Origin of the sequence: Paenibacillus sp. FSL H8-0079 (assembly GCF_037991315.1) — a bacterium.
Taxonomy (GTDB): domain Bacteria; phylum Bacillota; class Bacilli; order Paenibacillales; family Paenibacillaceae; genus Paenibacillus.
In genome coordinates, this window is record NZ_CP150300.1 from 3867879 (window position 1) to 3889544 (window position 21666).

General features: G+C 43.9%; 21 protein-coding genes. 2 read left to right on the forward strand and 19 right to left on the reverse strand.

Going from position 1 to position 21666, the window contains the following annotated elements:
• Positions 1–83 precede the first annotated feature (83 nt).
• The 9 genes from MHI06_RS17165 to metH all read right to left on the reverse strand — a co-directional run bounded on the left by MHI06_RS17165 (position 84) and on the right by metH (position 9877).
• Positions 84–1133: an SAM-dependent methyltransferase gene (locus MHI06_RS17165; RefSeq protein ID WP_340398554.1), complete on the reverse strand. Its 1050-nt coding sequence runs from the start codon at positions 1131–1133 to the stop codon at positions 84–86.
• Between the two features lie 6 nt (positions 1134–1139).
• Complete coding sequence (locus MHI06_RS17170) at positions 1140–1913, reverse strand: ATP-binding cassette domain-containing protein (protein WP_340402140.1); 774 nt, start codon at positions 1911–1913, stop codon at positions 1140–1142.
• Between the two features lie 2 nt (positions 1914–1915).
• Positions 1916–2233 carry a thioredoxin family protein gene (locus MHI06_RS17175; protein ID WP_062834898.1) on the reverse strand — a complete coding sequence of 106 codons (318 nt, stop codon included), beginning with the start codon at positions 2231–2233 and terminating at the stop codon, positions 1916–1918.
• Entirely contained in the window at positions 2233–2571 is a 339-nt protein-coding gene (locus MHI06_RS17180; protein WP_017688046.1) for a cyclic-phosphate processing receiver domain-containing protein, read from the reverse strand. Before MHI06_RS17180 ends, MHI06_RS17175 begins: the two co-directional genes overlap by 1 nt.
• Before the next feature lie 19 nt (positions 2572–2590).
• Positions 2591–3439, reverse strand: coding sequence for a deoxyribonuclease IV (locus MHI06_RS17185; RefSeq protein WP_340402141.1), 849 nt, complete (start codon positions 3437–3439; stop codon positions 2591–2593).
• Positions 3429–4250: a DNA-formamidopyrimidine glycosylase family protein gene (locus MHI06_RS17190; protein ID WP_091029323.1), complete on the reverse strand. Its 822-nt coding sequence runs from the start codon at positions 4248–4250 to the stop codon at positions 3429–3431. Before MHI06_RS17190 ends, MHI06_RS17185 begins: the two co-directional genes overlap by 11 nt.
• 6 nt (positions 4251–4256) lie before the next feature.
• Positions 4257–5066, reverse strand: a complete 810-nt coding sequence (locus tag MHI06_RS17195; RefSeq protein ID WP_340398555.1) for a TIGR01457 family HAD-type hydrolase — start codon at positions 5064–5066, stop codon at positions 4257–4259.
• Positions 5067–5421: 355 nt separating this feature from the next.
• Positions 5422–6360, reverse strand: coding sequence for a ribonuclease Z (gene rnz / locus MHI06_RS17200; RefSeq protein ID WP_340398556.1), 939 nt, complete (start codon positions 6358–6360; stop codon positions 5422–5424).
• A 76-nt stretch (positions 6361–6436) separates the two neighbouring features.
• Entirely contained in the window at positions 6437–9877 is a 3441-nt protein-coding gene (gene metH / locus MHI06_RS17205) for a methionine synthase (RefSeq protein ID WP_169481053.1), read from the reverse strand.
• A gap of 179 nt (positions 9878–10056) precedes the next feature.
• Between metH and MHI06_RS17210 the strand changes: the two genes are divergently transcribed.
• Positions 10057–10602, forward strand: coding sequence for a cupin domain-containing protein (locus MHI06_RS17210; RefSeq protein ID WP_340398557.1), 546 nt, complete (start codon positions 10057–10059; stop codon positions 10600–10602).
• 96 nt (positions 10603–10698) lie between these two features.
• Here the strand turns inward: MHI06_RS17210 and MHI06_RS17215 are convergent, their stop codons facing one another.
• The 8 genes from MHI06_RS17215 to MHI06_RS17250 all read right to left on the reverse strand — a co-directional run bounded on the left by MHI06_RS17215 (position 10699) and on the right by MHI06_RS17250 (position 17751).
• A complete protein-coding gene (locus MHI06_RS17215; protein ID WP_076331542.1) occupies positions 10699–11373 on the reverse strand; it encodes a GntR family transcriptional regulator in 675 nt (224 codons plus the stop codon).
• A 102-nt stretch (positions 11374–11475) separates the two neighbouring features.
• A complete protein-coding gene (locus tag MHI06_RS17220; RefSeq protein ID WP_169481056.1) occupies positions 11476–13110 on the reverse strand; it encodes an extracellular solute-binding protein in 1635 nt (544 codons plus the stop codon).
• Between the two features lie 99 nt (positions 13111–13209).
• Positions 13210–14082 (reverse strand): carbohydrate ABC transporter permease, encoded by an 873-nt coding sequence (locus MHI06_RS17225; RefSeq protein WP_169481057.1) that lies wholly within the window; start codon positions 14080–14082, stop codon positions 13210–13212.
• A 12-nt stretch (positions 14083–14094) separates the two neighbouring features.
• Positions 14095–15057, reverse strand: a complete 963-nt coding sequence (locus MHI06_RS17230; protein WP_340398558.1) for an ABC transporter permease subunit — start codon at positions 15055–15057, stop codon at positions 14095–14097.
• Between the two features lie 556 nt (positions 15058–15613).
• On the reverse strand, positions 15614–16405 hold the full coding sequence (locus MHI06_RS17235) for an HAD family hydrolase (RefSeq protein WP_340398559.1): 792 nt from the start codon (positions 16403–16405) through the stop codon (positions 15614–15616).
• Positions 16406–16433: 28 nt separating this feature from the next.
• Positions 16434–16943: a hypothetical protein gene (locus MHI06_RS17240; RefSeq protein ID WP_062834910.1), complete on the reverse strand. Its 510-nt coding sequence runs from the start codon at positions 16941–16943 to the stop codon at positions 16434–16436.
• 125 nt (positions 16944–17068) lie between these two features.
• Positions 17069–17278, reverse strand: coding sequence for a DUF896 domain-containing protein (locus MHI06_RS17245; protein WP_017688036.1), 210 nt, complete (start codon positions 17276–17278; stop codon positions 17069–17071).
• 95 nt (positions 17279–17373) lie between these two features.
• Complete coding sequence (locus MHI06_RS17250) at positions 17374–17751, reverse strand: LysM peptidoglycan-binding domain-containing protein (RefSeq protein WP_340398560.1); 378 nt, start codon at positions 17749–17751, stop codon at positions 17374–17376.
• A gap of 294 nt (positions 17752–18045) precedes the next feature.
• Here MHI06_RS17250 and lexA point away from each other — a divergent pair, with 294 nt between their 5' ends.
• Positions 18046–18672: a transcriptional repressor LexA gene (gene lexA / locus MHI06_RS17255; protein ID WP_192267951.1), complete on the forward strand. Its 627-nt coding sequence runs from the start codon at positions 18046–18048 to the stop codon at positions 18670–18672.
• 115 nt (positions 18673–18787) lie between these two features.
• Here lexA and MHI06_RS17260 read toward each other — a convergent pair whose 3' ends face one another.
• Positions 18788–20089 (reverse strand): aldehyde dehydrogenase, encoded by a 1302-nt coding sequence (locus MHI06_RS17260; protein WP_340398561.1) that lies wholly within the window; start codon positions 20087–20089, stop codon positions 18788–18790.
• A gap of 1190 nt (positions 20090–21279) precedes the next feature.
• On the reverse strand, positions 21280–21582 hold the full coding sequence (locus MHI06_RS17265; RefSeq protein ID WP_340398562.1) for a hypothetical protein: 303 nt from the start codon (positions 21580–21582) through the stop codon (positions 21280–21282).
• Positions 21583–21666: the final 84 nt, after the last annotated feature.

The window sequence follows — 21666 nt, forward strand, 5'->3', positions numbered from 1 at the left end:
TAGATTGTAAAGCACAATATTTAATGGGCTTAATCGAATCAATTTCATAATACCTTTAGCTGCTTTAATCAAGGCTAGATCTCTTAATATTTGACCATATAAAGTGTAATCTCTTCCCGGTTATGGAACAACTGCTTGGAACGTTGAATCTGCATCCGAGAACGTTCAAACGTATCAATCACATCTTTAATGAGAGCAAGCGGCTTTTTATGCAATAACTTCACAGTAACGATGGCTGTTCCCCCGGGCTGAAGGCTATATAGAAGATCCGATACAAGTCGGCTCATCAGCTTCGGACTCCAACTCATATCACATACGAGCAGATCGAATTCTCCTTCGCGGAAACGAACATCCCCTGCATTCTTTTTCAAGAAAGTCAGTTTGGGTGATGCCAACAGCGTCGCATCCATCTTCGCCGGATCTACCGCCGTTACTTCAAGCCCGCGTTCAAGCAGGAATGAGGTCCATCCACCTGGTGCTGCACCGATATCGAGTGCTTTATGGAATGAAGTAAAGTCAATACCAAACGTTTGCTCGGCTTCAAGCAATTTGAATTTGGCCCGCGAGATCTGTCCGTCTTCTTTTTGAAAACGTACGGCTCCCCCACTCCAGTCTGACAGATTCTGTTCAGGTCTGGACACGCCAGCATACAACATATCATTTGCAGCAAATACGGAAATGACATAATCAGCATCACGTACAACCCATTCACAGCCTAGCTCAGCCAGCTTTTCTGTCAGCAATTGCTTCAATGAGGCCGCATTTTCTTGCCAAAAAGATCCTTCTGTCTTCCGTACCTGCAGCACGACAGGGGTACCTGTCAGTTCTTTATGATTCAGCACGAATGCAATCAATTTCTCGATAGACTGTTCCGAATCTTCTGTATTCTCCTGAAACTGAACAGGTTGAATATGACGTAAAAACGTTGGATACTCTGCCCACAGCTTACCTGCAACTTCTTCCTCCGCTATAGGCAGACCCGCAAGCAAAATTTCTCCTGGTACGAGTACCGTGCTCTTCACCGCACCAAACGTACGGCGCAATTCTTCCTGAGCATAAGGGGCAAAGCCGTGATTGGCTGTGCAGATAAAACGGGAGAAGTTGCCTTCTTCCCAAGACGATTGTGTACTCAAATTGTGTTACCCTCCAGAACGCACGCGTATCCACGGACGACCGTCATCCCACTGGATATCGACCGGGACATCGTACGTATGCTTAATTGTATCTTGTGTCAAAACTTCATATTTGGGGCCTGCCGCAGCAATACGTCCATCGCGGATCAAGGCCACATGCGTAAATAAAGGTACGATCTCTTCAACATGATGTGTCACATACACAACTGTAATGTTACGCTGGCGCAGACGATCAATCTCAGCCAGCATTTTCTCACGTTCATATAAGTCTAGCCCGGCACAAGGCTCGTCCATAATCAGCAATTTTGGCTCAGCCATTAATGAACGAGCGAGCATGACTTTTTTGCGCTCTCCTTGGGATAACGTACCCAGCGAGTTGTTGGCAAGGTTGGCAAAGCCCATATCATCCAGCAAACTCATTGCCTTTGCTTTTACTTCATCAGGAATCGTCTGATAAAAACGCAAAAAAGCATACGCTCCTGTAGCGACGACTTCCCATACCGGATCTCTGGGTGTTAGTTTCTCAATCAACGTTTGGCTGATATAACCGATTTCCTTACGTACTTCCCTGACGTCACATTGTCCATACAGATTACCCAGTACTTCAATGCGTCCCTGGCTTGGAAACATATATCCGTTCATCATTTCAAGCAACGTTGTTTTGCCAGAACCATTCCGACCCAGAATAACCCAATGTTCGCCTGGTTCGATGCGCAAATGTACATTATCTAAGATTTGATTCTCTTCTCGTCGAAGTGAGACATGTTCCATCGAAATTATACTCATTTCAGCACCGCCTTCCGGATCTCAGAGAGCAAGTGCTCTACAGAGCTCATCCGATAAACCATTTTTGGAACATCTTGCTGACCATCAAACAGCATCACTGCTGGAACGCTTGAAATTTGAAATTGTTGTACAAGTTCAGGAATGTCATGAATGTTCATTTCGGATAAAATACCTTCCGGCAGCATGTGCTCAACGACCTCCAGCATACGCCGCGCTGCTGCACATGTCCCGCATAACGGGGTATATATAAATACAGCCTGTGGCATGCCTTCCCATACGCCGCGCATTAACATTTTGGATGTAATGGGCTTCATTAACTTTCTTCTCCCGCGGCAACACGCAGCATGACCTCACCCGTCATTGGACCATTATGAATGGTTACCGAATCGGGTTTATTGCTATATAACATCTCGTACATCTGGCGTTTCCCAAACATACTGGACGTATGCAAATAGATCTCGCGCGGAAACAGTCCTTCTCGTACAATGGATGCCGCAACCTCACCGCCATTGGGCGAATCCGGACCAAGTTCATAATCTAGCGACAAAATGTCCACGTCACCTTCTCTTAGCAGCATCAGGCACTCTTCTGCATTCGTTGCAAGAACAAATCCTTTCGGACACGCCCGATAGTCATCCAAAAAAACATGCATACAATCGCTCCTCTCCCCATTATAACCAGGAACGCATGAGCGCTATATCATCATGGTGCGTTCCATCTTCGCCCGTTTCTGTCTCGAGCACAACAACCGCTTTTTGGAACTCAGGAGCAGTTAACAATGCTTTCATTGATTCATTTCCGATATACCCCTGTCCGATCCTCGCATGTCTATCCTTACACGATCCGGACGCATATTTGGAATCATTAAAATGTACAGCAGCAACCTCATCCCAGTATCCGAGCACCTTGCCCTTTTTGAGCATCGCCGCTTCGTTGCCTGACGACCACATACCTGAAGCAAAAGCATGGCATGTGTCAAAACAAAAAGCAATATGCTCCGGATATCGGCTTAATTTGCGAATCTGTATCATTTCTTCCATTGTCGTGCCCATGGGGCCATGATCACCTGCCTGATTTTCAAGCAAAACTTTCGAATGACCATCCCAATTCTCCAAGGCGGTATCCAGACAATGAATGAGGTTCTGATAGCCCTCCAGCGGATCGCTCGTTTTGATATGTCCAAAATGGACCACTGTCCCGACAGAACCGCAAGCATTCGAAATTTCAAGATCATTGCGAATAGAAGCTATTGTAGCATGAAAGCCCGCCTCTCCACGGGTCATGCCCAACGCCGGATTCGTGGGATAGGGTGAATGTGCAATGGAAGCAAGTCCCTGCTGTTCACACCATTCCCTGCACTGCTCAGCATCCTTGAGGTCCAGACTTTTCAGACCAAGACTACGCGGGTTCTTCGGAAAATACTGAAACGCCGTTGCCCCCATCTCATACGCTCTCTTGGCTGACTGAAGAAATCCGCCTCTGGTGCTGACATGTGCCCCGATTCCGTTTTTAGGCCTCATGCTGGCATTTCGGACAGAAGAACGCCTTCTTGCCCGTAATTTCCACTCGTTCAATCGTTCCCCCGCAGCGCGGACAAGTCTCGCCTTCCCGGTCATATACGCGACACTGCTCGTCAAAGCTTCCTGTCTTCGTATCCCCCTGCATCAGTGGCATTTCCATATAACCACCCTCAGAAGCTGCTTCACGCAACACGGACTGCATCGAATGGAACAAGCGCTCCGTCAGTTCTGGTGAAGTCGCGATGTTCTGCGTTTTGGAGCTTGGTCTCAGACCGGCAGCAAAGGCAATCTCATCCGAATAACAGTTGCCGATCCCCGCAATAATATGCTGGTTCACCAACGTTGTCTTGAGCGTACCCCGACGACCTTTCAATAGGGAAGCAAACCGTTCCACGTTCATCCGTCGATCCAAAGGTTCAGGTCCAAGATCGGACATCGCCTCTTCGGTTTCTTTCGAAGTAAGCAGATGTAAATAACCCAAGCGCAGTCCAATGAAGAATAAAATGTGATCGCCAAACTGGATTTCCACCTGTGTGGAACGATCAGGACGTTCCTCTTCCGTGCCCCAGAAAATCATACCACCCAACATGAGGTGCAGCACCAGGCGTTTACCATTAGCCAAGTGGAAAATCAGATGCTTCGCTCGGCGCTCAACAAAAATGATGCGATTACCTGTAAGTTCATTGATAAACAGATCAGGCTCCGTATTTATCGTTTTATCGCGGTTAATTACCACACCTGTAATCAGTAGATCAAGTATTTTCTCGGACAGCAAGGTCCGGTAATTTTCCATTTCCGGTAGTTCCGGCATCGTACATTACCCCTTTTTGGAAGCTTGGTCTGCCTCTTGCGACAGCCACTCCATCAATTTATGCAAATCTTCAAACACATGATCAGGTCGAGCCTTCGCTGCTTGAATGTGTCCATCCATATTATCCCGTGTTGTCACACCGGTAAGTACCAACAGCGTCTCACACCCTGCTGCCACTCCAGCTGCAATATCGGTTCGCATATTATCTCCGATCACTGCCACTTCATGAGACGCCAGGTTTAGCCGGCTAATGGCTGACTTCATTATAACACTCGATGGCTTGCCTATAACTGTAGGATGAACTCCGGTCGCGGCTTCAATTGCTGCTCCAATAGTCCCCGCCCCAGGTGTCAGTCCATCATCGGAAGGAAGCTGCAGATCCGGGTTGGTCATGATGAATTTTGATCCAGCATTAATCCACCTTAGCGCCTTAGTCAGTTTATGATAGGAAAATTCACGGTCAATCCCCTGTATCACGTAATCTGGTGCATCGTCTGTCAGCTGCAATCCAGCTTCTTCTATGGCTTGCAGCAGTCCTGCTTCTCCAATACATGCCACTTTTGCACCCGGGGACTCTTCAGCAACGTATTCAGCAGCAGCCACAGCAGAAGTACATACCTGTGACGCGTCCGCAGGTATCCCCATCCCGTTCAGATGATATGCCACGCCTTGTGGTGTACGGGATGAATTATTCGTTACGAATAAATACGGCTTTCCTAGCTCCTGCAGTGTTCGAATAAGCTGATCGGCTCCTTCGATACGATGTCTGCCATGATAGAGCGTACCATCCAAGTCAATCAGATAGGCCTTAATCACACACAGCACTTCCTTTCTTTATTCCATTAACTTTTCATAACCTTAATTATTTACCTTGTACTTAACGCGAACCTATGTATTCAGGCAAAAAATAACGGCTTGCTGACATATGCACACAACAAGTCGAACCGGATCGAACACCGACGGTTTAACTCGCGCGTCTTCTGTACAAGCTTGTCATTTCCTGCGCTTTCCCGGAAAATAATTTGAATCATTTCCCTCTTCATATTGCCCATCCTACACGCTTTCTGACCAGATTGCAAAAGGGACCGCGGGAGTTCCTCTCCCTCAGTCCCGTGCAATTACCCGGTTCTTCATGTGGCGTGTTTAGCCGTGCACTGGTTCGCATTCTTCGTTAAGATTCTTGCTTGCGATGCACAACAGGAATAAGCTGATGTTCGTTTGCAAGTCTGGTATTCGGGAATACGGACTGTGCCTCTTCCAAAAGTGGCTGCAGTTGATCCTCATCCTTATAACGTGAGCTGAAGTGAGTCATAATCAATTGCCCAACATTCGCCGCTCTAGCCGCTTCTGCCGCTTGTTTTGAAGTACTATGATAGTACTCATGCGCTGTCTCGGCCAGATCATGCATGAATGTAGCTTCATGCACAAGCACATCTGCATTGATGGAAAGAGGCTGTACATTGTCACATGGACGTGTATCACCCAATATGGTGATCACCATGCCGCGTTTTGGGACTCCCAATACATCTTCTGGACGAAGCGTCTGACCGTCATCCAGCGTAATGGTTTCTCCACGTTTCAGTCGGCCGAACAATGGGCCGGGTTTCAAACCATATTCCGCCATTTTGGCTGGGTCCAGGCTGCCTGGACGATCTTTTTCCGTGATCCGGTATCCATAGCTGTCAATCCGATGCTCAAGCAAAGCAGCTTCCACGATAAAACTGTCATCCTCGAATAGGACGCCGCCCGTATGTTCCACAATATTTAAATCATAGTTCACTCGGGATTGGCTAAGCTCCATCGTTGTACTAATCATTCGATCCGTACCTGGTGGACCATACACCGTTAATGGTGTGGTGCCACCTTGATAGGCTCTGCTCGAAAGCAGTCCTGGAAGACCAAATACATGATCACCATGCAGGTGAGTAATGAATATTTTCTCCAATTTGCTTAGTTTAAGCGGAGAACTTAAAATCTGGTGCTGCGTTCCTTCCCCGCAGTCAAACAACCACAAAGCTCTGCGCTCATCCAACATGCGTAGCCCAATGGAAGTTACATTCCGTTGAAGCGTAGGTACACCAGCATTAGTTCCCAGGAAATATAGTTCCATTCTGGATCGCACCTCTTTCTGTTGCCAGCAAAAAACCTCCGACAATGCGGAGGGCTTTGCCTGACACTCTACTGATTTATGCCTTTTCTACGTTAAAATACTTGGCTTGCGGATGGCTGAATACCATCGCTGATACGGATGCTTCAGGTTCCATCATGAAACCTTCCGTCAATTCCACACCGATATCCTCAGGCTGTAGCAACTTGAACAACGGCCCTTGATCTTCCAAATCCGGACAAGCCGGATATCCAAAGGATACCCTGATCCCCTGATAGCGTGCACCGTGACGTTGCTTCATGGTCATCTGGGCAGAATCAGGGAATCCCCAGATATCTCTCATCATATGATGCACACGCTCAGCTAATCCCTCTGCTACTTCGAGTGCTACGGATTGCAGAGCATGCGAGCGAAGGTAATCCCCTTGATCTTTCCACGCTGTGGATAGTTCACGCACACCATGTCCGGCAGTAACAACCATGAAACCAACGTAATCCATCTGACCGGATTCAACAGGCTTCAGGAAGTCGGACAGGCATAGGAACGGCTCGACTTTTTGACGTGGGAACGTAAATGTATGCAAAATATTACTGGTATCCTTTGGATCATAAATAATGACGCTGTTACCACTGGACTGAGCCGGGAAGAAACGATATATGGCATGCGCCTGAATTATCCCGTCACGAACAGCTTCTTGCATAATATCATCCACGACTGCTTTTAGGTCGGTAGCCTTCTTGTCTCCTGAAGCAAGCAGTTGTTCTACTGAACCGCGCAACCCCAGATGATGTCCAAGCAACATCTGCATGTTAACGTATGGCAGGATATGTGATAACGGATAGTTGCGCATCGTATGCCGCTCCAGATCAGGCGGGACAAGTACCGGATGATCTACAGCGATATCCGAACGCTCCACTCGCGTAAGCTCAGGAAGAGCCTGAACAGCTACAGCACCTGAAGCATCAGCTTCTTTTTCAGCTTCCATCTCCAGTTGCATCACTTCACGTGTAACAGGATTCATCAATTTGTTCGCCAGATCCAGACCATCCATCGCATCTTTGGCATATACAACCATTCCGTTATATTCAGGACGGATACGATTTTTGGTGAATTTACGTGTCAACGCCGCTCCGCCAACCATAATAGGCACATCAATACCTGCTGTTCGCAAATCCTGAGCGGTAAGAATCATCTGTTGCGCTGATTTTACCAATAGACCCGAGAGGCCGATCGCATCGACTTTTTCTTCTCGGTATGCCTCAATGATACGTTCTGGTGGTACTTTTATACCCAAATTAATGATACGGTAACCGTTATTGGACAGGATTATCTCTACCAGGTTCTTACCGATGTCATGCACATCGCCCTTGACCGTGGCCAGAATGATTTTGCCTTTAACCGAAGTTTCGTTCTTCTCCATGAACTGCTCCAGATATGCTACAGAAGCCTTCATGACTTCCGCACTCTGCAACACCTCAGCTACAATCAACTCATTGTTGTTGAAAAGACGACCTACTTCCTCCATACCCCGCATCAGTGGACCGTTAATCACTTGAAGTGCTGTGTATTTGGCAAGTGCCTGTTCGAGATCCGGCAGCAATCCTTCTTTGCTTCCTTCCACAACATATGAAGCGAGACGCTCTTCTAATGAAAGGTTCGAGATTTTTTCCTTCTTCTCAACCTTCTTGTTACGGAACGCCGCTACGAACGCCGCCAGTGTTTCATCATTCGTGTTATATAAAAGCTCTTCCGAGAGTCTGCGTTCTTCTTCCGGAATGGACGCATAACGCTCCAGTTTCTCTGTGTTTACGATGGCATAGTCGAGACCAGCTTTGGTACATTCATACAAAAATACAGAGTTCAGCACTTCACGGCCTGCTTCAGGCAGTCCGAATGAAATGTTACTGATCCCGAGTATCGTATGACATTCTGGCATCGCTTCCTTGATCACTCTTATACCTTCAATGGTTTCTTTGGCTGAACCGATGTACTGTTCATCTCCCGTACCTACCGGGAACACCAACGTATCGAAAATAAGGTCTTCTGGTTTGAGTCCGTACTTGTTCACCAGCAGATCGTAAGAACGTTTGGCTACGTCCAGCTTGTCCTCCCGGCTAATCGCCTGACCCCGTTCATCAATCGTTCCGACGACAACTGCACCACCGTACTTATGAAGTAACGGCGTGATCAGCTCAAATTTCTCTTCGCCATCCTCAAGGTTAATGGAGTTAATTATCGCCTTACCTTGAGAGTACTGGAGGGCCAGATCGATTACGGAAGCATCTGTCGTATCGATCATAAGTGGTACTTTTACTTTTTTCACAACCAGTTCAAGGAACTTCACCATGTCTTCAGACTCTTCACGGTCCGGGTCTTGTACACACACATCGACAATGTGCGCTCCATTTTTCACTTGAGCACGGGCAATTTCCGAAGCTTCTTCATATTTGCCTTCTACAATAAGCCGCTTGAATTTTCGTGATCCCAGCACGTTCGTACGCTCACCAACCATGTATGGACGATTGTCCTGTTCGATATAGATTGGTTCTATACCAGACAATGCAGGTGGATGTGTTCCGTTCATTTCTCTTGGGGGGTACTGGGCAAGTGTGTCGCGCATAGCCCGAATATGTGCAGGGGTTGTTCCGCAACATCCACCAGCAATATTCAACCAGCCCTGTTCGGCAAAAGCACCAATCTTCTGAGCCAGAGAGTCTGGTGACTCATGGTAATTACCGTTCTCATCCGGTAGACCCGCGTTCGGGTAACAACTAACGGCAACCGATGCCATTCCAGAAAGCGAGCGAATGTGATCACGCATGAACTCCGGACCTGTAGCACAGTTTAGTCCTACCGAAATTGGGTTAAGGTGTTCTAAGGATATATAAAAGGATTCGATGTTCTGACCCGCAAGGGTTGTTCCCATCGGTTCTATCGTTCCTGATATCATCAGGGGCAGTGTAACACCGCTCTGTTCAAAGGCCTGCTGGATTCCGATACTGCCTGCTTTTACATTGAGGGTATCCTGAGAGGTTTCGAGCAGTAGCGCATCAACGCCTCCCTCTATTAAAGCAAGCGCTTGCTCCAAATAACTGTCGATAAGTTCCTGGAACGTTACACCACCAGTAACAGAAAGAGTTTTGGTTGTTGGTCCCATTGCACCTACCACATAACGTGGAGATTCCGGTGTAGAGAAACGATCAACCGCAGCTTTCGCAATTCTGGCTGCTTCCAAGTTGATCTCGCGTGCCCGATCCTGAATATCGTATTCAGCAAGCACGACAGATGTCGCACCAAATGTGTTGGTTTCAATTAAATCGGCGCCGGCCTCCAGATATTCTTCATGAATGCGCTGGATTATCTCTGGACGAGTAAGTACTAACATTTCATTACATCCATCCAGATCTTCGCCGCCAAAATCTTCACCAGTCAGATCAACTTGTTGAATCATGGTCCCCATTGCACCGTCGAGGATTAATATTCGTTGTTTTAATGCATCGTGTAGACTAATCTTATCCAATATCTTCACCCCCGCAAAACGTTAAATCTTAGTTTAACAGAAACTAACTTAATGTGAAAGATCGGGTTTGCTCCCGAAAGATGGCGGGTTTGCTCGAATATGAACGGAATTTGAGAATCGACAAAAACAGAGCAATCCGATATAATTCAATTAAACCAAGTGGAAAAGAGGGAAAGAACATGGCTGAAATTGTAATCCGAAATACGAACGAACGCATCACTGGTGACGAAAACGTTCGAAATTTCTTGAACAAATACGAAGTATTATATGAGAAGTGGGACGCATCCAAACTGAACACGGATCTGCAAAATAACTTTGGATTGACTGATGATCAGAAAACCGAGGTTTTGGAAACTTACGATTATGAAATTAGAGATTTGGCTGCACGTCGTGGATACCAGATCTGGGATGTCATCACGCTGTCCGAACAAACACCAGATATCGAAGAAAAGCTGGCCAAGTTCGAAGAGATCCACACCCACGCTGAAGATGAAATCCGCGCCATTGTCGCTGGTAAAGGAATCTTTGTTATCAAATCTACAGATGATGTGGGCTACTTTAATGTAGAACTGTCTCCTGGGGACGTCATCTCTGTACCTGAGAATACACCGCACTTCTTTACTTTAATGGAAAACAAACAAATTATTGCTGTACGTCTGTTCATCGAAAAAGATGGCTGGATTGCAGATCCATACCCTGATCCTACATTTATCAAACAAGCCTAACACTCTCGTGTGACGACTTGCTTAACCAAAACCCCTGTTCAATTGAACAGGGGTTTTCGCATATGCATATGGAGAGTATCATACAACATCGGTGCATTATATAAAATAATGCGGGTATTTCGCTTTTATCGATTCCTGTTCAATAACAACCAGTCTGAGATGAGCTTCCATCACCTGAACCGCTTGCTCCGTCTTACGCTCTGTGATAAGTCGATAAATCTCTTTGTGTTGTGAGATAATGACCTCCAGGTTGGAGTCTTCCGCTAGACGTAATAAACGCAACCGATTAAACGGGATGTTCAACTGTTGCAACATTTTCCACGTTCGCAGCTTACCTGTGCCCTGAAACAAAATCTGGTGAAACTCTTCATCCAGTTCAAACAGTCGATAGAAATTGTTTTTCCCTATACATACTTCCTGCATTGCAATGTTGGTTTCGAGTCTGAATCTGAACTCTTCAGGAAAAGAAGCGCAAGCCAATGTCACGATTTCCTTCTCCATCTTTTCCCGCATGAACCTGCCTTCTTCCACATGCTCCAGATTGATATGAGAGACTATTGTTCCACTCTGTGGAATAATGTCCAACAGTTCTTCTTCAGCAAGTTTCATGAATGCTTCTCGCACGGGTGTTCTGCTCACCTGCAGTTCATCTGCAATCTCTTTCTCTGAAATCTTGGTACCAGGCTTAAGTTCCAGATGAAGAATTCGTTCTTTTAACAGATTATATGAATATGCTCTGGTCGAGCCTCTTATTTTTTGATTAAGTGACATGCCTAGACCTCTTTCTCTCAGCCGTATTCATTTATCTTAGCACAAATTACCGTTCCACTTAAATATCGGAGTGAAACGGTAATTCGAACAGCGTTAGCTTTGTTATTGCTTATTTTCTTTGTAGGCTTTGTACGTGTCATTTGCCAGCTTCAGATAATTGGATAGACCTTGACTGTCCAGCTCTTTGGCAAACGTATCGAATTCAGACAAGTCCCGCTCACCCAATATAAATTTAAGTGTATTTTGGTCAGAGTAGTCTTTCAGTGGTGTACTCAGAAGTGTTACCCGTTCACGATCCTCGGAAGAGTATGGGATAGGCGGTTCTGCCGGGATAACTTCCTTGGTATCCTTCATGTCTTGCTGGAATTTCAACTCTTCTTCACTAAACATCGATTGCAACAGATCTGTAGTACCGCCGTAGGCAAACACGCCACCAGAGAAGCCAAAGTCAATTCTCAGATCCTTCGTACCTTTCGGATTCAAGCCATTGTAGTTTACGTCTTCTACCAATTTACGTGTTCCACCCTCTTTGGTAAATGTTTCGCCTTCTACACCCCACTTGGCAAACTCTTGACCTTCATCACTGTAATATAACCAATCAACAAATTGCATAATGGCTTTGAAATTTTCGCTTTTTTGAATTTTCCCGGATATCATGACCCCGTTTTCAAGTCTGGACCCGGACATCAGCTGGCCTTTTGGCCCACCAGGTACTGTAATCTTCGCAACAGAGAATTCACCCTCTCCGAGCGTTTTGTTCATATCATTTCTGTGCAATACAACGGTCTGGGAATTACCGTTAATCATGAAAGATTTGCCGGATACAAATTTCTGTACAGCCTGATCATCATCCTGCGTGAAGCTCTCCTTATCGAGCAACCCTTCGGATACCAACTTGTTAAAGTACGTTAGCATTTCCTTATACTCTGGTGTAGTAGCCGTGTAAACGAATTGATCCTGATCTTCCTTATACGTCAATCCGTTACCAAATCCCCATCCACCCTTAGTTCCAAAGCCGGTAGCAGCGATGTTCAACGTACTATTGAATTGGAAACGGTCCGAAAAAGGAACGGAATCCGGATAGATTTCTTTCAATTTCTTCGCTGCATCATACAATTCGTCCCATGTGGTTGGGATGGCAATGTTATTTTCTTCAAAAACATCTGTTCTTACGAGCAATGTGTAATCTGGCCATACTTCTTCATGCAGACCCGGAAGTACATAGTACTTTCCATCTTCCTGTCGAAGTCCTTCAAGTTCATCTTCCAATCCCCATTTTTCCACTTTATCCTTGAAGTTAGGCATCAAATCAATGTAATCGCTAATCGGTAAGATCGCACCGGAAGATACAAATGCAGACTCTTCACCAGGATACGTTTTAGGAATAACCAGTGGTGCATCGCCTGAACTAATTAACAAAGATCTCTTTTGAGAGTAATCGCTCATCGGTACAATCGTTGGCTCAAGTGTTACACCCGTCAGTTCGGTGATTTTATCAAAAAGTAACCAGTCTTTTTTATATGGATAACTAGGTTGATCACTATAGAGTATGGAGAGATTAAATGGCTCTGTCGCTTTAAATGTATCTCCCACATTGTACGTCTCCATCGCTGCATTGGTCTGAACTTCTGTGACGTCACCTCCAGTTCCAGTGCCGCTGCTACATGCTGCCAGAACGACGGTCATCATTGTTGCCAAAACCATTTTACCGACAAACTTACGTGGCTTTTGATTCATTTAGGTTATCCCCCTGAATTTGGTTTAGGTTGACCTTGCCTTTAAACTGTTAAACAACCTCTAAAAGTTAATCACGTGAATTTTTCTAGCTTCTACGTATTACTGCTTAACAGATCCCAACATGATACCGGTTACAAAGTATCTCTGCACAAATGGATAGATGGTGAGTATCGGCAAGATGGTTAATACCATCGTTACTGACTTAATATTGGCAGCAATCTGTGTCAGGTTATCAGCTGAGGTTGCACCGGCAGATGCTCCACTCGTTGCTCCTGCAATCATATTGCGCAAATAAATGGTGACCGGAAACAGTTCTTTTTTGTCCAAATACAGAAAGGCTGGAAACCAGGAATTCCAATGGCCCACTGCGTAGAACAGCACCATGGTTGCCATAACTGCTTTACTAAGTGGCAATATAATGCGTAATAAGATCCCGTAGGTATTCAATCCATCAATGGAGGCAGCTTCCTCCAGTTCTTCAGGCATATTTTCAAAAAATGACTTCATGATCAGCATGTTGTATATGCTTATTGCGCCAGGAACCACAAGTGCCCACATGGTGTTATTGAATCCAAGGGAATTAATCAAGACATAGTTTGGAATCAATCCACCGCTGAAGAACATCGTGAACACGGCGAACATCGTCAGAAACTTTCGGCCCATTAACCTCTTTTTGGATATGGCATAGGCGAAAATAGTCGTCATGAACATGGAGATTAACGTACCTACCACGGTGTAAATAATCGTATTTTTATAATTAGTCCAGAACATGCTATCACGTGAGATGGTCTTGTATGTCTCCACATTAAATCCTCTTGGGAACAAACTTACCTTGCCCGAATTGATATAGGACTCACTACTGAAAGATTGTGCTACGACATTCAAGAATGGATAGAGCGTTATAAATACCACAAACAGCAGAAATATGACATTGAATACTTTAAATACCTTGTAAGATCTGGATTCCTGCATGGTGCTCCTCCTTTACCATAAGCTTCTTTGTGTCAGTCTGCGTGAAATGGCATTTACGGAGAACACCAGAATCAGACCGATTAGCGATTCGAACAAGCCAATTGCGGTAGCATAACTGAAGTTACTGGATTCCAGTCCGACCCGATACAGGTAAGTGGAGATCACATCAGATGTCTCGTAGATAAGTGGATTGTACAAGAGTAAGATTTTTTCAAATCCAACAGCCAGGAAATTACCCATGTTCAATATTAACAACGTAACAATCGTTGGCAAGATACCTGGAATCGTTACGTGAATCGTCTGCTTCCAGCGGTTGGCACCATCAATACGAGCTGCTTCATACAAAGATTCATCAATGGTTGTCAGTGCAGCCAGATACAGAATCGCTCCCCAACCCATACCCTGCCATACTTCTGACGTGATGTAGATTGTTCTGAACCACTCAGCCCGCTGCATAAAAGGAATACTGTCTCCGGTGAAGAAAGCCACCAGTCCATTAATGGAGCCATTCACTGCTGTCAGCTGCAGGATCATGCCCGCAACGATAACGATGGACAGAAAATGAGGCAGATAAGACGCGGTTTGTACAAACTTCTTGAAACGTTTACTCTTCACTTCGTTAAGCATTAAAGCAAAAATGATAGGAACCGGGAATGTAAAGAGCAACGCGAGGCCGCCCAACATCAGCGTATTACCGAATACTCTCCAGAAGGTAGGGTCTTCAATGAACATTTTGAAGTACCTTAATCCAACCCATGTTTCTCCAAATATACTGCCCCCTGGAACAAAACGTCTGAACGCAATCACATTACCAATCATCGGTCCATATTTGAAAATAATGAGGTAGATGATAGGAAGGATTAATAGTGAATACAGTTGCCAGTCTTTGCGGAACAAGGTTGCTGCCATTCGTAATCTGCTCTCTTTACGTAAAGATGTCATGGTTAGTGTTGTTTTAGCGGTTTCCGACTCCATGTGTTTTCACTCCGATCCAGGACTTGATAGGTAAAGACAAATTCATGTACAACTCCCATCGCTTCTTCTTTTGTAGAAGACAACCAATCCTTCAACTTCACCCCCACTACGAAATAGATAATAGCTAAATGTAAGCGATATCATTTTGGTGTGTTATGTAGAATCACACAATCCAAGGTGCTTCACATCATGCATTAGCACTTAATAGGTGGTGTGATCTCCAAATCAAGAGAAGTTGTTAAAAAGAATATAAAGCGCTTACAATACGTCAAAAATTATAAGCAACAACTCCTGCTTCCATTCAAATGAAGTAAGTCAAAAGAAATTGCTTTTGGACAATCTAAATACTAGTCATACTAGTATGTTAGTTATATTCTAATCCAGCTTCCCCCTAATTTCAATAACTTTTAGCAAATAAAATTGATATCTCATTTAACAAGGGAATTAGTCAATATACTCAAATAAAAAAACATTGGTAACTCCAAGAACGACATCATCGTTCATTGAAGCTTCCAATGTTTCAGGGTACTGAGGAAAGATGTTATAGCTGATCTGCTCAGAACTTAGCAATAAGCTGATCTAATTCCGATAAATGCGTTATTTCATGGTCAGGGGCATACGTTTCATTGTTGGTCTTATGCTCACGGTTAATCCATACGGATTGGATGCCAGATGATAAAGCACCACGAATATCAGTCGTTAACTTGTCCCCAACCATCATGCTCTCTTCGGGTTTAACACCCAGTTTACTCAAAGCATGTTCAAATATCGACGGATCTGGTTTTCCTTTTCCGAAGTTACCCGAGATAATAATCTCATCAAAGAAAGGAGTCAATTCAGGTACACCATCCAACTTCTCTTGTTGCAAAGCAGGACAACCATTCGTTAACAGCAACAGTTTGTACTTTCCTTGTAACTGACGCAAGGTATCCATCGTTTCTTCGTATACATGAGGTCTGGATCTCCGTTCTACTCCAAATTGCGAGGCAAGCTGTTCAGCAAGATCTTCCCGATCTATACCCAACTTCAACAAGCCACGACGCCAGGATTCTTTACGGTAAACAGGAGCAAGTTGTTCCAATTGACGGAACTCAGGTTGATCCCCACCGGTAAAGTTAGCCCATAGGCCTTCAAACGGATTGATTCCAATCATTTTGGTAAAAGGAAAGGTCTCATATGATTCATACAGTCCACGTGCCTCGTTACGAACGGCTTCTTCAAGTTCTTCCGGTTTAACCCCAGTCTCTTGCGCTGCGATTAGACAAGTCTCATGAAAAGCTTCTCGAACACTACGCTCATCCCATAATAAAGTATCATCTAGGTCGAACAAAATCGCTTTTAACGCCATTCCGATCATCTACCCCTTTATACAATAATTACTTTTCGACGGTTTCCACAGTGATCTGGTGTGCTTTTGCAAACTTCAACAAACGTTCTGCAATCGCATCTGTATCGTAGCGGTTCAATAACTTGGTAAATACCCATCTTTTACCGCGACTGTTATGTTCGATAACGATTGTGCCTGGTTCAATTCTAAACTTGACGATATCGTCAACCCCGATTGAACGTTCACGATTACCCTTCGTCGTTATAATCCGATTACTGCTAATCTTGATATACGGACGACGAAGCATGAAGATGACTGCCAAAAATACGTAAAGCAGCATAGTCACCCAGTCCCAAGTTGTCATTGGAGCTTGTACAAGGAATGTGCTCATAAACAGATACAAAAAGGCGAGACCGATCAAAAATATGGGGAACAACAGGCTGCGTCCTTTAAATACTTCTTCACCTGGTGTACCTGTGATTGGTTGACCACTTTTTTTGCGTTGCTGATTTAACTGCTTGGAATTTTTCTTAACCGTTCTCTCGAACGAACGCGACATGAGAATCCCCCTTATGTGTCTTTGTATCGGCTTACATAACTGTAAACCAACATTTCCCCCTATAAATTGCACTCTCAAATAACAGGAAGAAACCTAAATATCATAAATGATATCATTAGGTTTCGTTAGTGTTTGAGTTTGCCTTGGTGGCCTTTGTCATTCTCATCATCAACAATCTCAATGGTATCCAGTTGCTGTCTGAAATTGCTGCGAATATTACTCAAATAAATCTCTCTAAGCTCGGCACGTTCAGCAAGTTCTTCCTCCGACAAACCAGTGGACTTTTGCTTACGAGCCAATTCGTTAATACGTGCTACCAGACTATCTATATCCAAGCTTGTCCCCTCCAAAAATACAAAGTCATATTAACTTTGCCATGATAAAGGCTGCTTGTCAAGCTGACACGTGCTAACACTCATTGATGTGCATTTTATTCTGCAAATTGCGGTAGAGTTAATACTTGTCCCACTTGGATCGAAGTCGTATGAAGTTGATTCACTTTCTTAATTGCTTCTATATAAATACGTGTATCCATATTCGTCGGTTTATGTTCCAAAGAAATACTCCATAATGTTTCCCCTTGTGACACGGCTATCTTCCCTCCAGGAAGGACATCATTCTCATTGCCAGCAAATACAGTTAAAACGGTGCTACATCCAATAAATATAATTAAAGAGGTAATCGCCACCTTTAGCATCCATGAAGAAATTTTGAAACGTGCTAAAACCTTCTTGTAGTTCCCTATGTTAGACTTCACCAGCTCCGAATTCATCGGTTCGTAAATGCTTTGATAAGTAGAATATCTCATTAAATACCCGCCTCCAAACGTTTGTTCCTATCTGTTGGAATCAATATAACACGAACACTTGTTTTGTTCAATAGGTTTTTAGAACAATTGTTCGCTTTTTTTGAAGGAGAAATATCTGGATTGAAGTCCTTTTGCAAAGCATTTGCAGTATTATGCTCCGACTTTTGGACAAATTCTGTTCAAAAAGTTAAAAAACACTGATTTAATGCCATTTTATTTAGAACTTATGTTTGTACGAACGGAGGTTCTATGTTATAATTTTCCCAAACGTTACTAAAATGGGGTTGATACGGTATGTCGAAGATATCCAGCAGGCAGCAGGCTATTCTGGAGTTTATACGAAATGAAGTCCGGTTGAAGGGGTATCCTCCTTCCGTACGGGAAATTGGTGAAGCGGTTGGACTGGCTTCCAGCTCAACAGTACATGGACATTTGGATCGTTTGGAGAAAAAAGGTTTGATCCGACGCGACCCTACCAAGCCAAGAGCTATTGAGCTTTTGAGCCAGGAAGAATCTGAGCACTCTCATCAATTTGCTCATAGCGTTGCACGTATTCCTATCGTTGGTAAGGTTACAGCGGGTGTTCCAATCACTGCCACCGAGAACATTGAAGACTACTTCCCTCTTCCTACGCATTATGTAGGCGAACAGAAAGTGTTTATGCTTTCGGTAGTCGGAGATAGTATGGTGGAAGCTGGAATCGTTAACGGAGATTATGTTATTGTCCGTCAACAGCAGACTGCTGATAACGGTGATATCGTCGTTGCAATGACTGAAGACGATGAAGCTACAGTGAAAACGTTCTATAAAGAGAAAGATCATATTCGCCTTCAACCGGAGAATGCGACCTTCGAACCTTTACGTTTGAAACACGTTAGTATTCTGGGTAAAGTCATTGGCCTTTTCCGAGATATTCATTAATATTTAACATGAGTAACAAAACTAGATGTAATGTAATGTAATGAAATACGAAAAGAGGTTGTCCTGTTGAACAGGACAACCTCTTTTTTCATGTTTATGTTGTTTTATCGGCTAATTATTTACTGCGTTTCAGAACACTCTTATGATGCGAGAACACATCAAAGCTCTGTTGTCCGTGATATGAGCCCATACCGCTCTCTCCTACACCACCAAACGGGAGATAGTGTGAAGTCATATGAGAAAGGGTGTCATTAATACATCCCCCACCGAAGGACACTTGATTCAGAACCTGCTCCTGCAGTTGCTCATCTTGTGTGAAGAGATATAACGCCAATGGTTTTGGCCGGCGAACAATCTCCTCTAGCATTGGGTTCAGGTCACTGTACGTAAATACAGGAAGAATCGGACCGAAGATCTCTTCTTGCATGACAGGTGATTCCCAGTTCACATCTCCAAGTACAGTCGGCTCAATAAGCAACTGCTCACGTACAGAACGTCCACCTATGAGCGTTTTACCATCTGTGAGGAATTTCGACAACCGATCAAAGTTACGTGCGTTGACAATATGCGGGAAATCAGCATTCTGTAACACATCATCTCCAAATTTATCTTTGATCTCTGTGCTAATCAGATCGATCAATTCGTCATGAACTTGTTCATGTACAAGCAAATAATCCGGAGCAACGCAAGTTTGCCCTGCATTCAGGAATTTACCACGTACAATACGCTGGGCCACCAGCTTCAGATCTGCATCATTATGGACAATAGCAGGACTCTTACCTCCCAACTCAAGAGTTACAGGAGTCAAGTGCTCTGCAGCTGCCTTCATAACAATGCGACCAACACCCGTACTGCCTGTGAAGAAAATATAATCGGACTTCTCTTTCAACAATGCTGTGCTGGCCTCAACCTCCCCTTCCATAACGGCAATATACTCTTGAGGGAAGATCTCCTGAATCAGATCATACGTCAGACGAGATACGGCTGGTGTTAATTCAGAAGGCTTGATAACTGCACAGTTACCGGCTGCAATTGCTCCAATCAGTGGACCGAAGGCCAGTTGGAAAGGATAGTTCCAAGGTGCAATAATAAGGGCGACTCCGTAAGGTTCAGGATAAATAGTGCTCACCCCATCCGGCATAGCCGAATTGGTTGGAACTTGTCTTGGGGCAGCCCATTCCTGCAGGTGCTCTAATGCGAAATCCAGTTCTCCCAGCACAATGCGAATCTCGGAACCGTAAGCTTCCGCCTCAGATTTGTTCAGATCAGCCCGAAGTGCATCTTGAATCCGTTGCTGATACTTTTCGATTCCTTTTCTAAGCTGTTGAAGAGCATTAATCCGATACTCGATATTTTTAGTTTGACCTGTATAAAAAAATGTACGTTGTTCTGTAACCAGTTGTTTTGCTTGATCCATATTAACATCTCCAATTAATTATTTAAAATTAAATTGCTCAAAATTTAATTAAAGTATACCTCTTCTATATGAAACTTTCAACATACAAATGAAACATTGATTTGAACTTAGTTGGAGTTTTAAAAGAGTGGATTGTTAGTATATCCTTTATTTTCATGGTTATTAGGTTCTCTTAAGAGATCGCTATGTAAGTCTTTCGCTTCCAATTCTCAATAAAGTTTACTCCGCTTTAGAAAGAAATCTGACAGTAGCCTCCCTTTAATAGGAAACAACAAGATAGGTGACAATAGTATTGCTCTATAGCAAACATGCAGTGATACAATTTATCAAATACTGAGCTTAAGTAACATATAAAAAATCTCCCCTTACATTAATGAAAAGAGAGTTTTACGGTTTACGAATATCTAAATAGAAGTACTAATGTACTTTGTTATATAAATGTAAGACTTGGTTACCCACAGAAAATTTATATTGGCTGATGAAGAATAATTCGGGGGACATTTCGGGGGATTTTGTGGGCACTTTGGTATTTCATAAAATATATAGGTACTTGCCCACAAAAAGAAAAACCCCTCAGCGCTAGAGCGCCAAGGGATTGAGCTATTAGTACAAAGTAATATATTGATCGCGTTCCCATTGGTGGACTTGTGTTCTATTTATGTGCGATAGCGTCATATGATTGTTTTCTTCAATATATACGCGCTAAATATGGAATATACTAAAAACATACGTTCGCACATAATCATACCTTTTCACGATCTGGGGGACGTTTGGGCGATGATTTGGGGACGTCCCCCAAGCTTCAAATGAGCTGTCAGTACAGTACTTCCGAAGCATTCTGGAACAATACTATACAATAGAAGAAAAAAACTGAGCCCTTGGGATAATCCCTTGGGCTCGATCAATTATAAACTTGCCTCAGCGATCTCTTCAATCTTGATCCAACTGTAATCCTCTTCACCTCTGACAAGCTTAATTCTTCTATTTGGCCTATCAATTGATGCAACAACACCTCTTATCTCCTCATCGTCAAAAGGATTAAACACCGTCATCGTAACTAACCTGCATTCCTGATAAGATCTGGACTTCCTGATGTCCAAGATAGGTTTGCCACGTCTCTCTTGCACATTCATTTCCGTTGAGATAATCCTTCATAGATACCTTTACCCGACAATTTTACTCACCATAGTTCATTCCTCCTCAATATTCAGTCCAGTAATTAATGTTGCTTGCTCCAGTTGATGCAGCGTTTCTTGAAGCTTTGGCTTTTCAGCTTCACGTTCCCAGCCTTCGGGGATAACTATAATCGACGTGTCAGACCTGTCTTCCCAATGTATGTATTCCGCAGCCACAAGAGCGTCCAGAGCAACCATAACGTCTGGTTTATGCTTACCTATTTTGACAGTCAGTTCATGGATTGTAGGAAACCTGCGCCGTCCACCTTTGTAGTTATATAAGATCCGAAGGACCTTCCTTTGATAATCCGTTAACATGTAACCTCTTCATTATTATATAAGAACATACGTTCTTTTATCAGCAACAAAAATACCCAGTCGTTTGGACTAGGTACATTTATA

Coding starts and splice junctions, on each gene's coding strand:
- MHI06_RS17230 (WP_340398558.1), bottom strand. CDS start 15,057: ATGGAGTCGGAAACCGCTAAAACAACACTAACCATGACATCTTTACGT.
- MHI06_RS17215 (WP_076331542.1), bottom strand. CDS start 11,373: ATGTCACTTAATCAAAAAATAAGAGGCTCGACCAGAGCATATTCATAT.
- MHI06_RS17260 (WP_340398561.1), bottom strand. CDS start 20,089: ATGGATCAAGCAAAACAACTGGTTACAGAACAACGTACATTTTTTTAT.
- lexA (WP_192267951.1), top strand. CDS start 18,046: ATGTCGAAGATATCCAGCAGGCAGCAGGCTATTCTGGAGTTTATACGA.
- MHI06_RS17265 (WP_340398562.1), bottom strand. CDS start 21,582: ATGTTAACGGATTATCAAAGGAAGGTCCTTCGGATCTTATATAACTAC.
- MHI06_RS17185 (WP_340402141.1), bottom strand. CDS start 3,439: ATGAGGCCTAAAAACGGAATCGGGGCACATGTCAGCACCAGAGGCGGA.
- MHI06_RS17210 (WP_340398557.1), top strand. CDS start 10,057: ATGGCTGAAATTGTAATCCGAAATACGAACGAACGCATCACTGGTGAC.
- MHI06_RS17175 (WP_062834898.1), bottom strand. CDS start 2,233: ATGAAGCCCATTACATCCAAAATGTTAATGCGCGGCGTATGGGAAGGC.
- MHI06_RS17235 (WP_340398559.1), bottom strand. CDS start 16,405: ATGGCGTTAAAAGCGATTTTGTTCGACCTAGATGATACTTTATTATGG.
- MHI06_RS17190 (WP_091029323.1), bottom strand. CDS start 4,250: ATGCCGGAACTACCGGAAATGGAAAATTACCGGACCTTGCTGTCCGAG.
- MHI06_RS17225 (WP_169481057.1), bottom strand. CDS start 14,082: ATGCAGGAATCCAGATCTTACAAGGTATTTAAAGTATTCAATGTCATA.
- MHI06_RS17250 (WP_340398560.1), bottom strand. CDS start 17,751: ATGAGATATTCTACTTATCAAAGCATTTACGAACCGATGAATTCGGAG.
- MHI06_RS17220 (WP_169481056.1), bottom strand. CDS start 13,110: ATGAATCAAAAGCCACGTAAGTTTGTCGGTAAAATGGTTTTGGCAACA.
- MHI06_RS17180 (WP_017688046.1), bottom strand. CDS start 2,571: ATGCATGTTTTTTTGGATGACTATCGGGCGTGTCCGAAAGGATTTGTT.
- rnz (WP_340398556.1), bottom strand. CDS start 6,360: ATGGAACTATATTTCCTGGGAACTAATGCTGGTGTACCTACGCTTCAA.
- MHI06_RS17240 (WP_062834910.1), bottom strand. CDS start 16,943: ATGTCGCGTTCGTTCGAGAGAACGGTTAAGAAAAATTCCAAGCAGTTA.